The 15499-nt window shown below is 71.0% G+C and carries 14 protein-coding genes, 1 pseudogene and 1 riboswitch; of the genes and pseudogenes, 9 read left to right on the top strand and 6 right to left on the bottom strand.

From position 1 onward, the window contains the following. Positions 1-229 precede the first annotated feature (229 nt). The 3 genes from ACH45E_RS36175 to ACH45E_RS36165 all read left to right on the top strand — a co-directional run bounded on the left by ACH45E_RS36175 (position 230) and on the right by ACH45E_RS36165 (position 3737). Positions 230-1477, top strand: coding sequence for an ATP-grasp domain-containing protein (locus ACH45E_RS36175; protein WP_361449698.1), 1248 nt, complete (start codon positions 230-232; stop codon positions 1475-1477). A gap of 84 nt (positions 1478-1561) precedes the next feature. Continuing rightward, the gene (locus ACH45E_RS36170; RefSeq protein ID WP_361449701.1) at positions 1562-2764 is read left to right on the top strand and encodes an FAD-dependent oxidoreductase; all 1203 of its coding nucleotides are present in this window, start codon (positions 1562-1564) and stop codon (positions 2762-2764) included. Between the two features lie 142 nt (positions 2765-2906). After that, positions 2907-3737, top strand: coding sequence for an HAD family hydrolase (locus ACH45E_RS36165; RefSeq protein ID WP_361449704.1), 831 nt, complete (start codon positions 2907-2909; stop codon positions 3735-3737). A 32-nt stretch (positions 3738-3769) separates the two neighbouring features. Here the strand turns inward: ACH45E_RS36165 and ACH45E_RS36160 are convergent, their stop codons facing one another. Continuing rightward, positions 3770-4267, bottom strand: coding sequence for a transglycosylase SLT domain-containing protein (locus ACH45E_RS36160; RefSeq protein ID WP_361449707.1), 498 nt, complete (start codon positions 4265-4267; stop codon positions 3770-3772). Between the two features lie 5 nt (positions 4268-4272). After that, positions 4273-4455, bottom strand: a riboswitch (cyclic di-AMP (ydaO/yuaA leader). Between the two features lie 530 nt (positions 4456-4985). Here ACH45E_RS36160 and ACH45E_RS36155 point away from each other — a divergent pair. The 4 genes from ACH45E_RS36155 to ACH45E_RS36140 all read left to right on the top strand — a co-directional run bounded on the left by ACH45E_RS36155 (position 4986) and on the right by ACH45E_RS36140 (position 9393). Next, complete coding sequence (locus tag ACH45E_RS36155) at positions 4986-5996, top strand: polyprenyl synthetase family protein (RefSeq protein WP_361449710.1); 1011 nt, start codon at positions 4986-4988, stop codon at positions 5994-5996. 239 nt (positions 5997-6235) lie between these two features. Then, complete coding sequence (locus tag ACH45E_RS36150) at positions 6236-7474, top strand: outer-membrane lipoprotein carrier protein LolA (protein ID WP_361449713.1); 1239 nt, start codon at positions 6236-6238, stop codon at positions 7472-7474. A 76-nt stretch (positions 7475-7550) separates the two neighbouring features. After that, complete coding sequence (locus ACH45E_RS36145) at positions 7551-8525, top strand: ABC transporter ATP-binding protein (protein WP_361449716.1); 975 nt, start codon at positions 7551-7553, stop codon at positions 8523-8525. Further along, complete coding sequence (locus ACH45E_RS36140) at positions 8512-9393, top strand: ABC transporter permease (RefSeq protein ID WP_361449719.1); 882 nt, start codon at positions 8512-8514, stop codon at positions 9391-9393. Before ACH45E_RS36145 ends, ACH45E_RS36140 begins: the two co-directional genes overlap by 14 nt. Before the next feature lie 163 nt (positions 9394-9556). Here the strand turns inward: ACH45E_RS36140 and ACH45E_RS36135 are convergent, their stop codons facing one another. After that, on the bottom strand, positions 9557-10144 hold the full coding sequence (locus ACH45E_RS36135; protein WP_361449722.1) for an NAD(P)H-dependent oxidoreductase: 588 nt from the start codon (positions 10142-10144) through the stop codon (positions 9557-9559). A 214-nt stretch (positions 10145-10358) separates the two neighbouring features. Here ACH45E_RS36135 and ACH45E_RS36130 point away from each other — a divergent pair, with 214 nt between their 5' ends. Continuing rightward, on the top strand, positions 10359-11360 hold the full coding sequence (locus tag ACH45E_RS36130) for a hypothetical protein (RefSeq protein WP_361449725.1): 1002 nt from the start codon (positions 10359-10361) through the stop codon (positions 11358-11360). A 75-nt stretch (positions 11361-11435) separates the two neighbouring features. On the opposite strand, the gene rarD is transcribed toward ACH45E_RS36130, so the two are convergent. Both rarD and ACH45E_RS36120 read right to left on the bottom strand, forming a co-directional pair. Further along, positions 11436-12455 carry an EamA family transporter RarD gene (rarD, locus tag ACH45E_RS36125; protein ID WP_361449728.1) on the bottom strand — a complete coding sequence of 340 codons (1020 nt, stop codon included), beginning with the start codon at positions 12453-12455 and terminating at the stop codon, positions 11436-11438. Positions 12456-12603: 148 nt separating this feature from the next. Beyond that, positions 12604-13458 (bottom strand): SDR family oxidoreductase, encoded by an 855-nt coding sequence (locus tag ACH45E_RS36120; protein ID WP_361449731.1) that lies wholly within the window; start codon positions 13456-13458, stop codon positions 12604-12606. A 95-nt stretch (positions 13459-13553) separates the two neighbouring features. On the opposite strand from ACH45E_RS36120, the gene ACH45E_RS36115 reads away from it, so the two are divergent. Continuing rightward, positions 13554-13955, top strand: a complete 402-nt coding sequence (locus ACH45E_RS36115; protein ID WP_361449734.1) for a helix-turn-helix domain-containing protein — start codon at positions 13554-13556, stop codon at positions 13953-13955. A 13-nt stretch (positions 13956-13968) separates the two neighbouring features. Here ACH45E_RS36115 and ACH45E_RS36110 read toward each other — a convergent pair whose 3' ends face one another. Both ACH45E_RS36110 and ACH45E_RS36105 read right to left on the bottom strand, forming a co-directional pair. Further along, entirely contained in the window at positions 13969-15048 is a 1080-nt protein-coding gene (locus ACH45E_RS36110) for a 2-oxoacid:ferredoxin oxidoreductase subunit beta (RefSeq protein ID WP_399042283.1), read from the bottom strand. After that, a pseudogene (locus ACH45E_RS36105) lies at positions 15041-15499 on the bottom strand (2-oxoglutarate ferredoxin oxidoreductase subunit alpha); the annotation flags it as partial. The pseudogene ACH45E_RS36105 and the gene ACH45E_RS36110, both read right to left, overlap by 8 nt.

Here is a 15499-nt window from a genome sequence, read left to right as displayed (position 1 = left end):
TGCAGGCCGTTGCATGTGGTCGGGCCACACGTTACGGGTGAGTCGGAGGTCCTGGGCAGTGTGCCGGGTAGTGTCTAAAGAGTTCGCAATGTCCCAATAGGCCTTGTCGGAGCGGCTAATTCCGGCTTAGCGTCCCTTTGGGGGACACGGACGGGGTGGGTCCGGTCCGTAGGGGGGACACGTGGGGGGACCCGTGGCCAGGAATTCCGTCGGTGTGCCTTTCGTCGGTGTGCCTTTCGATGCGGACAGGGACGTACCGGGACTGATCGTCAAGTTCGGCGACTATCCCCTGCACCATGGCGGTGTCGGCGCCATCCGCAGCCTGGGCCGCCTGGGCGTCCCGATGTACGCGATCACCGAGGACCGCTACACGCCCGCGGCCTCCTCCCGTTACCTCACCCGCGCCTTCGTCTGGCCGACCAGCGGGGCGGAGGATGCGGAGTACCTGGTGGAGGGGCTCAGGCGGATCGGCCGGCGCATCGGCCGTCCCACCGTCCTCATCCCCACCGACGAAGAGGCCGCCGTCCTGATCGCCGAGCACCAGGACGACCTGACGGACCGCTTCCTCTTCCCGCGGGTCGACCCCGGCCTGCCGCGCCGGCTGGCCAGCAAACAGGGGCTGCACGAACTGTGCGTGGAACACGGCATCGCCAGCCCGTCGGCGGCCTTCCCGCGGTCGTACGAGGAGATCGCCGCCTTCGCCGACACCGCCCGATACCCGGTGGTGGCCAAGAACCGCGAGGCGTTCGTGCGGCGCGAACGGCCCGCCGTGAACGGCACCACCAGGATCGCCACCCGTGAGGGCCTGCTCGCCCTCGCCCGCGACTGGGGCGAGCGCCCCGGCGTGATCCTCCAGGAGTACCTGCCCCGGGAGGACGCCGAGGACTGGATCGTGCACGCCTGCTTCGACGCCGACTCCGCACCGGTCGCGATGTTCACCGGCGTCAAGGTGCGCTCGTGGCCGCCGCACGCGGGCATGACGGCGAACGCGTACGTCGTCGACAACCCGGAACTCGCGGACCTCGCCGCACGTTTCATCAAGCAGATCGGCTTCAGCGGCATCATCGACCTCGACCTGCGCTTCGACCGGCGCGACGGACAGTACAAACTCCTCGACTTCAACCCCCGCATGGGCGCCCAGTTCCGGCTCTTCGAGAACGAGTCCGGCGTGGACGTCGTACGCGCCATGCACCTGGATCTGACCGGCCGCTCCGTTCCGGAGGGGGAACAGCGGGCCGGTCACCGCTACATCGTGGAGAACATCGACCTCCCCGCCCTCCTCGCCTACCGCCGCAGCGGCTACACGACGCCGCACGCGCCGACCCGGGCGAGCGGGACGGAGCTGGCCTGGCTCGCGGGTGACGACCCGCTGCCGTTCCTCACGATGCTCGCGCGCTTCGTGCGACCGGGCGCGAAGCACCTCTATCAGCTGTGGCGGACCAACCGCCGCGGCAGCGGCACCGGTTCCGGAAGCTGAGGCCCGCCCAGGGCGGGCTGTCCGGACCGGTGCACGATCCACCACCACGAAGTGACGGAAAAACACGTCCTGGGGAGGGACTTCGTGAATCAACCGGTTGCAGTCATCGGTGCCGGGCCGTTCGGCCTGTCCACCGCGGCCCATCTGCGGGCCCGCGGCATCCCCGTCCGCGTCTTCGGCGATCCCATGGTCAGCTGGCGCGACCACATGCCCGCCGGAATGCTCCTGAAGTCGACCCCGGTGGCGTCCAGCATCGACTGCCCCCAGCCCGGCCACGCGCTCGCCGACTACTGCGACGCGGCGGGCGTCCGCCGGCTGGTCACCGACGAGGACATCATCCCGGTCGAGACCTTCATCGCCTACGGCGAGTGGTTCCAGCAGAGGCTGCTGCCCGACCTGGAGCGGGTGCGGGTGGTGTCCGTGGACCGGGGCGCCGGCGGCGGCTTCGAACTCAAACTGGACTCCGGTGAGTCGTTCACCGCGCGCGCGGTGGTGGTCGCCACCGGCCTGTCCGGACTGGCCCACCTCCCGGCCGAGCTGGCGTCGGCGGCGCCCGACGGACCCAGCCTCACCGGCCCGGTCTCCCACAGCTCCCAGCACCACGACCTGACCCGGTTCTCCGGCAAGGAACTGATCGTCGTCGGCGCCGGCCAGTCCGCGCTGGAGACGGCGGCCCTGGCCGCGGAGGCCGGCGCCCGGGTACGGGTGGTGTCGCGGGGCCGCGGCCGGGTCGCCTTCGGGGCCCCGCCCTGGAACCAGCCGAGGCTGCGCCCCGAGTCGCCCTTCGGCCGCGCCTGGTCCCTCTGGGCGCTGAGCTACTACCCGCACCCCTACCGCTACCTCCCGGCCCGCACCCGCCACTACCTGGTCCGCCGCGTCCTCGGCCCGCTCGGCGCCTGGTGGCTGCGCGACCGGTTCGAGGGCAAGGTCGGGGTGGAGGAGATCGAGCGGCTGGCCGGCGCGGACGTCTTCGACGGCAGCCCGGTCCTCACCGTCCGCACCCACGCCGGGCAGGCCAACCAGCTCCCCGCCGACCACGTCATCGCGGCCACCGGCTACCGCGTGGACATCGCGGCCATGGACTTCCTCGGCCATGAGCTGCGCACCCGGCTCACGGTGAGCCGGGGCGCGCCCCGGCTGAGTGCGGGATACGTCTCCTCCGTCCCGGGGCTGTACTTCACCGGTCTTCCGGCGGCGTCGTCGTACGGCCCGGTGATGCGCTTCGTCTGCGGCACCGAGTTCGCCTCGCCGCGTCTGGCCAAGCACCTCGCGGCGGCACACGGCTGACGGGCTGCGCCACACGTCCCGACGCACGTCTCGTCACACGTCTCGACATCGTCGTCAAATCGCCATCAAGGAGCCCGCGGGCGCCACTTGGGGCTGGAAACAGCGGTGAGTCGTGGGGGTGCGGTGTCCGTATTCTCTGATCATGGCCGCACCCCCCGCATATTCCCCCCTGACCTGCCCTGCGTATTCGCTCGTCGCGACGGATCTCGACGGAACGCTCCTGCGAGGCGACGACACCGTCTCCGACCGCTCCCGCGCCGCCCTCGCCAGGGCCGGGAGAGCGGGTGCCCGGCACCTCGTGGTGACCGGGCGCCCGGCGCCGCGGGTGCGGCCGCTGCTCGACGACCTCGGCTGCACGGGTCTCGCGGTGTGCGGACAGGGCGCGCAGGTGTACGACGCCGGCGCCCACCGCCTGCTGTGGTCGGTCACCCTGGACCGGGAGCTGGCGGAGACCGCGCTCGGCAAGATCGAGGCCGAGGTGGGGGAGGTGTACGCGGCCGTCGACCAGGACGGGGTGGACGGGCTCACCCTCGTCGAACCCGGCTACCTGATGCCCCACCCCACACTGCCCGCCGTACGGGTCCGGCGGCGCGACGACCTGTGGTGCGAGCCGATCAGCAAGGTCCTGCTGCGGCATCACGCCCTGTCCGACGACGAGTTGGCCGCCACGGCCCGCGCGGCCGTGGGTTCGCTGGCGACGGTCACCATGTCGGGGCCGGGGACCGTCGAGCTCCAGCCGTGCGGCGTCAACAAGGCCACCGGGCTGGCGCTGGCCGCCGACCACCTCGGGCTGAGCGCCGAACGGGCCCTTGCCTTCGGGGACATGCCCAACGACATCCCGATGTTCGACTGGGCCGCCCACGGTGTGGCGATGGCCGGCGCCCACCCCGAGCTGAAGGCGGTGGCCGACGAGATCACTCTGTCGAACGAGGACGACGGCATCGCCGTCGTCCTCGAAAGACTCTTTCCCTGAGCGGGGCTCGCTCCCTCAAGGGAGCGGAGCGGTCAGTACGCGCCGAACACGTTGTCGATCGAGCCGTAGCGGTGGGCGGCGTAGTTGCAGGCGGCCGTGATGTTGGCGACCGGGTCGTAGATGTTGTACGAGGTGCCGGCCACGTGGTAGCTGGCGAACGTGGGGTCGATGACCTGGAGCAGGCCCTTGGACGGGATACCGGCGGCCGCGTTGGAGTCCCAGAGGTTGATGGCCACCGGGTTGCCCGACGACTCGCGCATCACGTTGCGGTAGATGCCGTTGTACGAGCCCGGGATGCCCTTCTGCGCCATGATCGCGAGCGACTCGCGGATCCAGCCGTCGAGGTTGTTCGCGTACGGGAGCGTGGTGGCGGCCGCGGGGGCGGCCTTGGGGGCGCTCGTGGTGGTGGCCGCGGAGGCGCTGGTCGCGCCGATCAGCGGGAGGGCGAGCACGGCGGCACCGGTACCGGCGACGGCGAGCTTGCGGGCGAGGCGGGCGAAGGGGGCACGGTGCTGAGCGGCAGCAGACATGGCTGAGTTCCTCTCCGTCGCCTGCGAGGTGAGCTGTCGGGTTCGGGCTGGGAGGTGCCCGGCCGCGCCGCCCGAAGGCGGTGCGGCTTCACCCCTAGCCGTTCCGGGACGACGGGTGTCGCCCGTACCGGCGGCAAACCTGGGTCCCCCGCTCCTGCCGTCGTGAATGAGTTCGTCGATGGGTGTGACGGGCGGCGGCAGGATTCGGCGTTCCGCCCGACGGCCGGGAACGTATGCGAGAGCACATGTCCTGAACAAGCGCCGGATTCACATAAAGTCCTAGTTGACCTTGTTGTGAGGCGTATGAGGCGCTTGATCCTTTGCGTCTGCCAACCCTCAACTGCCCAATGGCGGCAAGCGGTGTGCCGGTGCCGGGCGGTGGGGTGTCCCGATCGGCCGAAGTGACCCAATTCACGGAATAGCATTTACGGCAAATAGGACATGAGGGGCGCCGCATCGGGTAGCGCATCGGGTGAGGGAGTGGAAGGCCAACTGCTCCAAGCGGCGCAGTCATGTCGTACTTCCGTGTAAGTCGATAAATATCTGTGCTTATCGACCGATCGAAAACATAACGGGCGTGATCCGATAGCGCCCGGCCTGTAACAGTGGGCGCCCTCGGTGATCGAAAGCTGACCGGATACGCTGACTTGAGTGAGGGCAGCGACCTATCGACAAACCGTGTGATCGCCAGCAGGCACCAGCAGACAGGAGACCCCTCGTGACCGTCGTCGGGCCGTTCGGGCTTAGCGTGCGGGACCAGGCTCTGGAAGCCGATGTCCAGGCCGGAATGGCGGCTGTCGAGGAGGGACTGCTCGAAGCCACCAAGAGTGAGGTCCCCTTCATCACCGAGGCCGCGCAGCACCTCGTGCGCGCGGGCGGGAAGCGGTTCCGGCCGCTGCTCGTGATGCTCGCGGCGCAGTTCGGGGACCCGTACGCGCCGGGGATCGTGCCCTCGGCCGTCGTCGTCGAGCTCACCCACCTCGCGACGCTCTACCACGACGACGTCATGGACGAGGCCGCGGTGCGCCGCGGAGTGGACAGCGCGAACACCCGCTGGGGCAACTCCGTCGCCGTCCTCACCGGCGACTTCCTCTTCGCCCGCGCCTCCCAGATCCTCGCCGACCTCGGCCCCGAGGCCGTACGGGTACAGGCCCTGGCGTTCGAGCGGCTGGTCACCGGGCAGATCCTGGAAACGGCGGGGCCGCAGGACGGCCGCGACCCGGTCGAGCACTACCTGGACGTCCTCGGCGGCAAGACCGGATCGCTGGTGGCGGTCTCCTGCCGCTTCGGCGCCATGATGTCCGGGGCCGACGAGACGGTCGTGGACGTCCTCACCCAGTACGGCGAGCGGCTCGGCGTCGCCTTCCAGCTCGCCGACGACGTGCTGGACATCGCCTCCGACTCCCACGAGTCCGGCAAGACCCCGGGCACCGACCTGCGAGAGGGCATCCCGACCCTGCCCGTGCTGCGGCTCAGGGAGCGGGCGGCCCGGCTGGGGCTGGCCGAGGACATCGCCCTGTGCGACCTGCTCGACTCCGACCTGACCGACGACGCCCGGCACGCCGAGGCGCTGGCCGCGCTGCGCGCCCACCCGGCGCTGGAGCAGGCCCGCCGGGACACCGTGCGCTACGCGGAGGACGCGCGGGCGGCGTTGGCGCCGCTACGGGAGTGCGACGCCAAGGCGGCGCTCCTGCAGCTGTGCGACGCGGTGGTGCACCGGGCCGGCTAGTGCCCGGATTCGCCTGGCGCGATCCGGTACGACCCCTACGGGTCGGAGGACATCCCGCTTCCCCGTGTCATACCGCAGGCGTACATCGAGTTGCCTCCCGGGTCTGACGCATCCTCACGGCCGATTTGGTGAGATGGAAACCACGGAAATCACCACTCCTCACCGATTCGGGTGAGAATGGCGGCTCAGGGTTGACGAGGGTGAGGGCAGCCGCCGCCGACGACGGAGGTAAGGCACACATGGCACCGTACGGATCCGACGACACCACGTCCGGCGACACCGCGTCCGACGACAGCATGGCCGACACCGACACGGCCCACGGACGCCGCAAGGCGGCCCGGTACGTCGTACCGGTCGCGGTGGTGGGGGTGGCGGCGGCGACCATCGGGCTGGTCCCGGCGCTCGCCGACTCCGGCGACCCCGACCTGCCGAAGATCAGCGCACAGCAGCTCATAAACAAGATCGCCGCGTCGGACGTGCAGCAGCTGTCCGGCACGGTGCGGTTCAGCACCAACCTCGGCCTGCCGAATCTCGGCGGGCTGGAGAGCAGCCTGCTGTCCGGGGCCGGCAGGGGCGGCGACGGCTCGTCGGCGGACCCGAAGTCCAAGCTCACCGAACTGCTCTCGGGCAGTCACACGCTGCGCGTGGCGGCCGACGGCCCGGACCGCCAGAAGGTCTCGCTGATGGAGAGCGCCGCCGAGTACAGCCTCATCCACGACGGCAAGGACGTCTGGGGCTACGACAGCAAGTCCAACGAGGTGTACCACGGCACCGCGGACCAGGACGGCAGGCAGCAGCGGGAGAAGACCCCCGCCACGCCGAAGGACTTCGCCGACGAGGCCCTGAAGTCCGTCGACGACACCACGTCCGTGACCGTCGACGGCACCGTCCAGGTCGCCGGCCGGGACGCCTACAAGCTGCTCATCAAGCCCAAGCAGTCCGGCACCACGGTGGGTGCGATCAGCATCGCCGTGGACGCGAAGACGGGGACGCCGCTGAAGTTCACCCTGACCCCGTCGAGCGGCGGCGCCGCCGTCGTGGACGCGGGTTTCACCCAGGTCAGCTTCGCCAAGCCGGCCGCCTCGACCTTCGACTTCACCCCGCCGAAGGGCGCGAAGGTCACCGAGGGGGACGACGCGGCCAAGGCTCCGGACGCGGCCAAGGCGCCCGGGAAGCGCGCCCCGAAGTCCCACGAGGACCTCGCCAAGGGCCGCGGCGGCTTCGACGTCCTCGGCAAGGGCTGGAACTCGATCGCCACCTTCGACTCCGGCAGCGAGGGCGGCCTGCCGACCGGTAAGGGCGGCGGGGACATGGGCGGCTTCCTCGGCTCGCTCGGCGACCACGTGACCGGCAAGTTCGGCAAGGGCACGGTGTTCTCCACCCGCCTGGTCAACGCCCTGATCACGGACGACGGCAAGGTCTACGTCGGCACCGTGACCAAGAACGCGCTGGTGAAGGCGGCCGACGCGGCACGGTAGACGCCGGCCGCGCAACACGCGCGGACATACCTGCGTACCTGCGTGCCTACGTACGTATGACGAAACAGGGGAGCCGATGGACGAAACGTCCGCCACGGAGCCGGCCGTGCGGGACGCGGATGACAGCGTCATCCACACCCGCGCGCTCACCAAGCGCTACCGCGGCGGACAGCTCGCCGTCGACGGTCTCGACCTGACCGTCCCGGCGGGCAGCGTCTTCGGCTTCCTCGGTCCGAACGGCTCCGGGAAGACCACCACCATCCGCATGCTGATGGGCCTGATCGAGCCGACCTCCGGCACGGCGCGCGTCCTGGGGCAGCCCATGCCCCGGGCCACGCGCACCGTGCTCCCGCAGGTCGGCGCCCTCATCGAGGGACCGGCCCTGTACGGCTTCCTCTCCGGCCGCGACAACCTGCTGCGGTACGACGCCGCCGACCCGACCGCCGACCCGCGCACCCGGCGCGCCCGCGTCACGGCCGCACTGGACCGGGTGGGCCTGACGGCCGCCGCGGGCAAGAAGGCGAAGGCCTACTCCCTGGGCATGAAGCAGCGCCTGGGCCTGGCCGCCGCACTGCTCCAGCCGCGCAGACTGCTCGTCCTGGACGAGCCGACCAACGGGCTCGACCCGCAGGGCATGCGGGAGATCCGCGCACTGGTGCGGGAGTTGGCCTCGGACGGCACGACCGTGTTCCTCTCCTCCCACCTCCTCGACGAGATCGAGCAGGTGTGCACCCACGCGGCGGTGATGGCCCAGGGCCGACTGATCACCCAGGGCCCGGTCGCCGACCTGGCGGCCGGGGCGCGCGGGCGGCTCGTGGTCGTCACGCCGGACCCGGGTGACGCGGCCCGGGTGCTGAAGGAGCAGGGGGTCGCGGACGTCGTCGTCGCCGAGGACCGGGTGAGCGGCGAGCCGCCCGACCGTGAGCTCGCCGAGCTGAACGCGGCGCTGGTGACGGCCGGGGTGCGGGTGCGCGGCTTCGGAGTGGAGCGGGCCTCGCTGGAGGACGCGTTCGTGGCGCTGACCGGGGAGGGCTTCGATGTCGCAGGCTGAGGCAGTGGCCGTACGCCGTCCCACCCCGCTGTGGACCTTCGGCCTGCTGCGGAACGAACTGACCGTCACCTTCCGGCGCTGGCGCACGCTCGCGCTGCTCGGGGTGCTGGCCGCGGTGCCGGTGCTGGTCGGGGTGGCGGTGAAGATCGAGACGGGGGGCGGCTCGTCGGGCGGTGGCCGGGGCGGCGGAGGCGGAGGCCCGGCGTTCATCGCGCAGATCACCAACAACGGGCTGTTCCTGGTGTTCACGGCGCTGGCAGCGACGCTCCCGTTCTTCCTGCCGATGGCGATCGGCGTGGTGGCGGGAGACGCCATCGCGGGCGAGGCCAACGCCGGAACCCTGCGCTACCTTCTGGTCGCCCCGGCCGGCCGCACCCGCCTGCTGCTCACCAAGTACGCGACGGTCATGGCCTTCTGTCTGGTCGCCACCTTCGTGGTCGCCGTCTTCGCCCTCCTGACCGGCTCGCTGCTCTTCCCGCTCGGCGATCTGACGACCATCTCGGGTACGCAGATCAGCTTCGCCGACGGCCTCGGCCGCGCCCTGCTGATCGCCCTGGTCGTCGCCGCGTCACTGGTCGGGGTCGCGGCGCTCGGCCTGTTCGTCTCCACGCTGACGAACAGCGGGGTCGCGGCGATGGCGACCACGGTCGGCCTGCTCATCACCGTCCAGATCCTCGACCAGATACCTCAACTGCACGCGCTCCAGCCGTACTTCTTCTCCCACTACTGGCTGTCCTTCGCCGATCTGATGCGTGACCCGGTCTACTGGGACGACCTGGTGAAGAACCTCGGTCTCCAGGCCCTGTACGCGGCGGTGTTCGGCTCGGCGGCCTGGGCGCGGTTCACGACGAAGGACATCACGGCCTAGGGCCTGTCTGACAATTCCCGCCTGCCCCGCGACGCCTGGCACGCACTCCCCCACGCTCGGCTTCGCTCGCGCGGGGGGACCCCCATCGCCGCCGCGGGGCCCGCCCTTCGGGCGGACGACGGGAATTGTCAGACAGGCCCTAGCCGTATCGGTATCGGCCCGGTCAGCGGTCCTGGTACGGGAAGCGGGCCGGCGGGGCCTCGCGGGTGAAGAAGGTCTTCGCCCGGGCCAGCGCCTCGGTGTCCTTGAGTACGTCCCCGCGCGCGCTGCCGTTGCCGAGCAGCACCCCGCCGAAGCGCATCCCCAGGTACGCGGCCGAGTTGTTGAGCGTGTCGACGAGCGGATCGGCCACCGAAGGCTCCCGGTCGGCGAGCGCGGCGATGCCCCACAGCGTGCGCCCGGCCAGGGTCGCCTTGAAGTCGATGCCGGGGGTGCGCAGCCAGCCGGACCAGTGGTCCAGGTAGCGCTTGGTCAGACCGGACACCGAGTACCAGTACAGCGGCGAGGCGATGACGATGTCCGTGGCCGCGAGCGTCGCCTCCAGCAACAGGCCGGTGCTGGTGTCGGCGGGCGGCCTTACGTGGTCGCTGTCGCGCCGCTGGTCCACGAAGTCGGGCAGCGGGTGCTCGGCCAGGCTGATCCACTGCTGCTCGACGTCCCCGGGCAGCTGTTCGGCGGCCGTGCGCGCCAGCAGCTCGGTGTTGCCGTCGGCGCGGGCGCTGCCGAGCACGAACAGGAAACGGCGGTTCATGGGTCCCCCAGGTGATCGATGTACCGCAAAATGATCGACGTGCCACGAAAATACAAGCACCTGCATTATATGCGCGTGCAATTAGATGTCCAGTGGAGGCCTGCTGGTGCGAGGCTGTGACGTTGTGGTGACGCGGGAGCAGGGGTGTAGCGGCGACACTCGGGGGCAGGGACGCGTACGACCGGATCGTGAGGCCGGGGGAGTGAGGAAACCGATGGCTCGACTGAGCTTCGAGAAGAAGCGGGACCTGTGGAACGACGACCCGCACCCGGCGGCCCCGCTCGAGGTCCGCGTCTCGGGCTCCGGCAGCGCCTCCGTCGGCGGGGTGGCGGTCATGGCGGCCCCCGGCCAGGAGATCCAGCAGGCCGTCCTGAACCACCTCCAGCGCCTCGCCATCAGCCTCGGCCACCCGGTGCACGCCATGGTCCACGACGACCGCGTCGGCTGCGTCGTCCCCCTCGAGGTGGATGTGAACGGCGCCAGCCGCTTCATGGGCGAGCCGCAACTGCACGGACGGGCCACCGCCCCGCAGGCGCCCCGGACCGCGGCCCCGCAGGCGCCCCGGGCCACCGTCCCCCAGCCGCCCCGCCGCGACACGCCGCCGCCCCCGCCCGAGCCGCTCCCGCTTCCGGTGCCGCCGGCGCCGGTCCGCGCCGCCGACCCCGACACCCGGCACCACACGCCGGCCCGGGGCTTCGACGCGGTCGCCGAAGCGGTCCTCGGCGACGGTCCGGTGACCGCCACCGCGGAGGGCGCCGCGCTGCTCACCGAACCCATGACGCGGATCAACGAAGCGGTCAAGGAGGGCCGGATCGAGACGGCGGCGGAGCTGGCCGAGCGCACCGTCGCCCACGCCTCGGACGTGCTGGGCGCCGGTCACCCCGAGGTGCTGCGGCTGCGCGAACTGACCGCCTACATCGCTTACCTGGCCGGCGACCCGCTTCGGGCCTTCGACCTCTCCCTCGACCTGGCCCGCCTCCACGACCGCGGCCGGAACGCGGACGCCGCCTACGGCAACGTCCAGAGCGCGGCCACCGCCTGGCGTGCGGTGCGCGACCCCGAGCACGGCCTGCGCCTGGGGCGGGACCTGATCGAGCTGTGGACCGAACTGGCCGCCGTGCCGGGCCCGGCGGCCGACGACCGGGAGCGGCTGGAGTCCGCCCGCACCCGCATGGTCCGCCTGACGAACCGCGCCGCCAAGGCAGCCGGCGCCTGACGGCCTACCGCACGCGGAACGCGTTCCCCTCGGGACCCGCGGGGCGCCGAGTGCCGGCAGCCGGACCCGGACCGGTCAGGAGGCCGGTTCCGGTTCCTGGCCGGAGGCGGCACCCTCCGGCCGCCGCGCGACGGTGTCCACCGGGACGGCGGCTTCCGCGGCCACTTCGGCGGCGGTGGCGGTCGCGACGGCCAGCGCGCGGGCCGTCCGGCGCGCGGTGCGCAGTGCGTCCCAGGTGAGCAGGATCAGCGCCAGCCAGACGAGCGCGAAGCCGGCCCAGCGCTCGGGCGGCATGGCCTCGTGGAAGTACAGGATGCCCAGCAGGAACTGGAAGACGGGCGCCAGATACTGCAGCAGGCCCAGCGTGGACAGCGGCACCCGGATCGCGGCCGCCCCGAAGCAGACCAGCGGCAGCGCGGTGACGGCACCGGTCGAGGCGAGCAGCGCTGCGTGCCCGGTGCCCTCGCTCGCGAAGCTGGCGTCACCGTGCGCGCTCAGCCACAGCAGATAGCCGAGCGCGGGCAGGAACTGGATCGCGGTCTCCGCGGCGAGCGACTCGACACCGCCGAGGTTGACCTTCTTCTTCACCAGCCCGTAGGTGGCGAAGGAGAAGGCGAGGCACAGGGAGATCCACGGCGGTCGCCCGTACCCGACGGTGAGGACGACCACGGCCGCGAAGCCGACACCGACCGCCAGCCACTGCGCGGGCCGCAGCCGTTCCTTCAGCAGCAGCACACCCATGGCTATGGTGACCAGCGGGTTGATGAAGTAGCCCAGCGAGGCCTCGACCACGTGCCCGCTGTTCACGGCCCAGATGTACACGCCCCAGTTGACGGTGATCACCCCGGCCGCGACCGCCACCAGCGCGAGCCGCCCGGGCTGCCGCAGCAGCTCACCGGCCCAGGCCCGGCGCCGTACGACCAGCAGCGCGGCGGCGACGAAGACGAGGGACCACACCATCCGGTGGGCGAGGATCTCCATCGCGTCGGCGGGCTTGAGCAGCGGCCAGAACAGGGGCACGAGGCCCCACATTCCGTACGCCGCGAAGCCGTTCAGCAGACCTGTCCGCCGCTCACCCTTCGTCTCCCCGGCCACGGGCCCCTCCTGCTCACTCCGTACGTCTGTCCGCCTGCACGAAGGTAGCGCCGAGCACCCCCGCCTGTCATGCCCGTATCGCTATACGGTCATGACAGGCGGGGGTCGAAGGCCCAGGGGCTCCGGGTGGGGGAGTTCAGCCCGGAGGTCAGCCCTTGAGCGCGGCGCTGATCGCCTCGGCGAGCGGGGTGGTCGGACGGCCGGCCAGCCGGGAGAGGTCACCGGTGGAGACCACCAGTTCGCCCTTCTCGATGGACGCGTCCACGCCCGCCAGGATCGAGGCGAACGGCCCCGGCAGGCCGGCGCCCGCCAGGATGCCCTCGAAGGCCTCGACGGGGACGGCGTTGTAGACGATCTCCTTGCCGGTCTGCCGGCTCAGCTCGGCCGCGTACTCGGCGAAGCCCCATGCCTCGTCGCCGCCCAGCTCGTACGTCTTGTTCTCGTGCCCCTCGCCGGTCAGCACCGCGGCCGCGGCGGCCGCGTAGTCGGCGCGGGAGGCGGAGGAGACCCTGCCCTCACCGGCGGCCTGCACGACCGCGCCGTGCTCCAGCACCGGGGCGAGGTTCTCGGTGTAGTTCTCGTGGTACCAGCCGTTGCGCAGCAGCGTGTACGGCAGACCGGAGGCCAGTAGCGCCTTCTCGGTGCCGCGGTGGTCGTCGGCGAGCGCGGCGGTCAGGGTGCCCGGGGCGCTGGTGTAGGCGAGGAGCGCGACACCGGCGGCCTTGGCCGCGTCGATGACGACCTGGTGCTGCTGCACGCGGCCCTTGTCGAACTCGTTGCCCGAGACCAGCAGCACCTTGTCGCCGGCGGCGAAGAGGCCGTCGAAGGTCTCCGGGGAGTTGTAGTCGGCGACCGCGATCCGTACTCCGCGCTCCGCGAAGTCGGCGGCCTTCTCCGGGGTACGGACGACCGCGGTGATCTGCTCGGCCGGGACCTTCTCCAGCAGCTGCTCGACGACGTGACGGCCGAGGTGCCCGGTGGCTCCGGTGACGACGATGCTCATGATTCAGCGATCTCCTTGTGGGGTGCGTCTTCGACACTCACCCTAGGAGCTGTACTAACTTCTGGAAAGTACCCACTTTGAAGTAAGGTACTGGCATGGCAGTAAGTGAAATGGGTGCGGCAGGCGAGGCGATGTGCCCCTACCGCCTCGTCCTGGAGCACGTCACCAGCCGCTGGGGCGTCCTGGTCCTCATCGCCCTCCTGGAACGCTCCTACCGCTTCAGTGAACTGCGCCGCGAGGTCGGCAGTTTCGGCCGGGGCGTCAGCGAGAAGATGCTCACCCAGACCCTGCAGACCCTGGAGCGCGACGGCCTGGTCCACCGGGACGCCAAGCCGGTGATCCCGCCGCGCGTCGACTACTCCCTGACCGGGCTGGGCCGCGAGGCGGCGGAGCAGGTGCGGGGGCTCGCGCTGTGGACGAAGGAGCGGATGGACGACGTGGAGCGGGCGCGCACCGCATACGACGAGGCCCGGGTGGCGCGGACCCGGGCCTCCTGAGAAACCGCCGCCGTCAGCCGACGACCGTCCAGGTGTCGCCGCCGGCCAGCAGCGCGGCCAGGTCGCCCTTGCCCCGCTGCTCGATCGCGGTGTCCAGCTGGTCGGCCATCTGGTCGTCGTAGACGGGGCGGTCGACGTCGCGGAGGACACCGATGGGGGTGTGGTGGAGGGTGTCGGGGTCGGCGAGGCGGGAGAGGGCGAAGGCGGTGGTGGGGGAGGCGGCGTGGGCGTCGTGGACGAGCACGTCGGCCTCGTTGTCGGGGGTGACGGTGACGACCTTCAGGTCGCCCGTCTGCCGGTCGCGGACGACGCCGCGGCCGCCGTCCGCGCCGAAGCGGATCGGCTGCCCGTGTTCGAGGCGGATCAGTGCCTCTTCGGCCTGTTGCTTGTCTTTGAGGGCGTCGAAGGCGCCGTCGTTGAAGATGTTGCAGTTCTGGTAGATCTCGACCAGTGCGGTGCCGGGGTGGGCGGCGGCGGCGCGCAGGACCTCGGTGAGGTGCTTGCGGTCGGAGTCGATGGTGCGGGCCACGAAGGAAGCCTCGGCGCCGAGGGCGAGGGAGACCGGGTTGAAGGGGGCGTCGAGGGAGCCCATCGGCGTCGATTTGGTGATCTTGCCGACTTCGGAGGTGGGGCTGTACTGGCCCTTGGTCAGGCCGTAGATCCGGTTGTTGAACAGCAGGATCTTGAGGTTGACGTTGCGGCGCAGGGCGTGGATGAGGTGGTTGCCGCCGATGGACAGCGCGTCGCCGTCACCGGTGACCACCCACACGGACAGGTCCCGGCGGGAGGTCGCCAGGCCGGTGGCGATGGCGGGGGCGCGGCCGTGGATGGAGTGCATCCCGTAGGTGTTCATGTAGTACGGGAAGCGGGAGGAGCAGCCGATGCCGGAGACGAAGACGATGTTCTCCCTCGCCAGACCCAGCTCGGGCATGAAGCCCTGCACCGCCGCCAGGATCGCGTAGTCACCACACCCCGGGCACCACCGCACCTCCTGATCGGACTTGAAGTCCTTCATCGACTGCCTGGCCTCGGCCTTCGGCACGAGAGAGAGCGCCTCGATCGTGTCCGTGCCTTCCGTGGACGTGTCAGCCATCGATGGCCTCCTTGAGCACGGTGGCAAGCTGTTCGGCCTTGAACGGCATGCCGTTGACCTGGTTGTACGAGTGGGCGTCGACCAGGTACCTCGCCCGGATGAGCGTGGCGAGCTGGCCGAGGTTCATCTCGGGGATCACCACCTTGTCGTATCTCTGGAGCACCGGCCCCAGGTTGCGCGGGAAGGGGTTGAGGTGGCGCAGGTGGGCCTGGGCGATCGACTCCCCCGCCTTGCGCAGGCGGCGTACCGCCGCCGTGATCGGGCCGTACGTCGAGCCCCAGCCCAGCACGAGCGTGCTCGCCTCGCCGGGGTCGTCGACCTCGATGTCCGGCACCTCGATGCCGTCGATCTTGGCCTGGCGGGTGCGGACCATGAAGTCGTGGTTGGCCGGGTCGTAGGAGATGTTGCCCGTGCCGTCCTGCTTCTCGATCCCGCCGATCCGGTGCTCCAG

It is taken from the genome of Streptomyces sp. NPDC020299 (genome assembly GCF_044387825.1).
GTDB lineage: Bacteria > Actinomycetota > Actinomycetes > Streptomycetales > Streptomycetaceae > Streptomyces.
This window is presented reverse-complemented; position numbering and strand designations above follow the sequence as displayed.

Coding starts and splice junctions, on each gene's coding strand:
- ACH45E_RS36120 (WP_361449731.1), bottom strand. CDS start 13,458: ATGAGCATCGTCGTCACCGGAGCCACCGGGCACCTCGGCCGTCACGTC.
- ACH45E_RS36130 (WP_361449725.1), top strand. CDS start 10,359: ATGGCTCGACTGAGCTTCGAGAAGAAGCGGGACCTGTGGAACGACGAC.
- ACH45E_RS36165 (WP_361449704.1), top strand. CDS start 2,907: ATGGCCGCACCCCCCGCATATTCCCCCCTGACCTGCCCTGCGTATTCG.
- ACH45E_RS36160 (WP_361449707.1), bottom strand. CDS start 4,267: ATGTCTGCTGCCGCTCAGCACCGTGCCCCCTTCGCCCGCCTCGCCCGC.
- ACH45E_RS36145 (WP_361449716.1), top strand. CDS start 7,551: ATGGACGAAACGTCCGCCACGGAGCCGGCCGTGCGGGACGCGGATGAC.
- ACH45E_RS36140 (WP_361449719.1), top strand. CDS start 8,512: ATGTCGCAGGCTGAGGCAGTGGCCGTACGCCGTCCCACCCCGCTGTGG.
- ACH45E_RS36115 (WP_361449734.1), top strand. CDS start 13,554: ATGGCAGTAAGTGAAATGGGTGCGGCAGGCGAGGCGATGTGCCCCTAC.
- ACH45E_RS36110 (WP_399042283.1), bottom strand. CDS start 15,048: ATGGCTGACACGTCCACGGAAGGCACGGACACGATCGAGGCGCTCTCT.
- ACH45E_RS36135 (WP_361449722.1), bottom strand. CDS start 10,144: ATGAACCGCCGTTTCCTGTTCGTGCTCGGCAGCGCCCGCGCCGACGGC.
- ACH45E_RS36150 (WP_361449713.1), top strand. CDS start 6,236: ATGGCACCGTACGGATCCGACGACACCACGTCCGGCGACACCGCGTCC.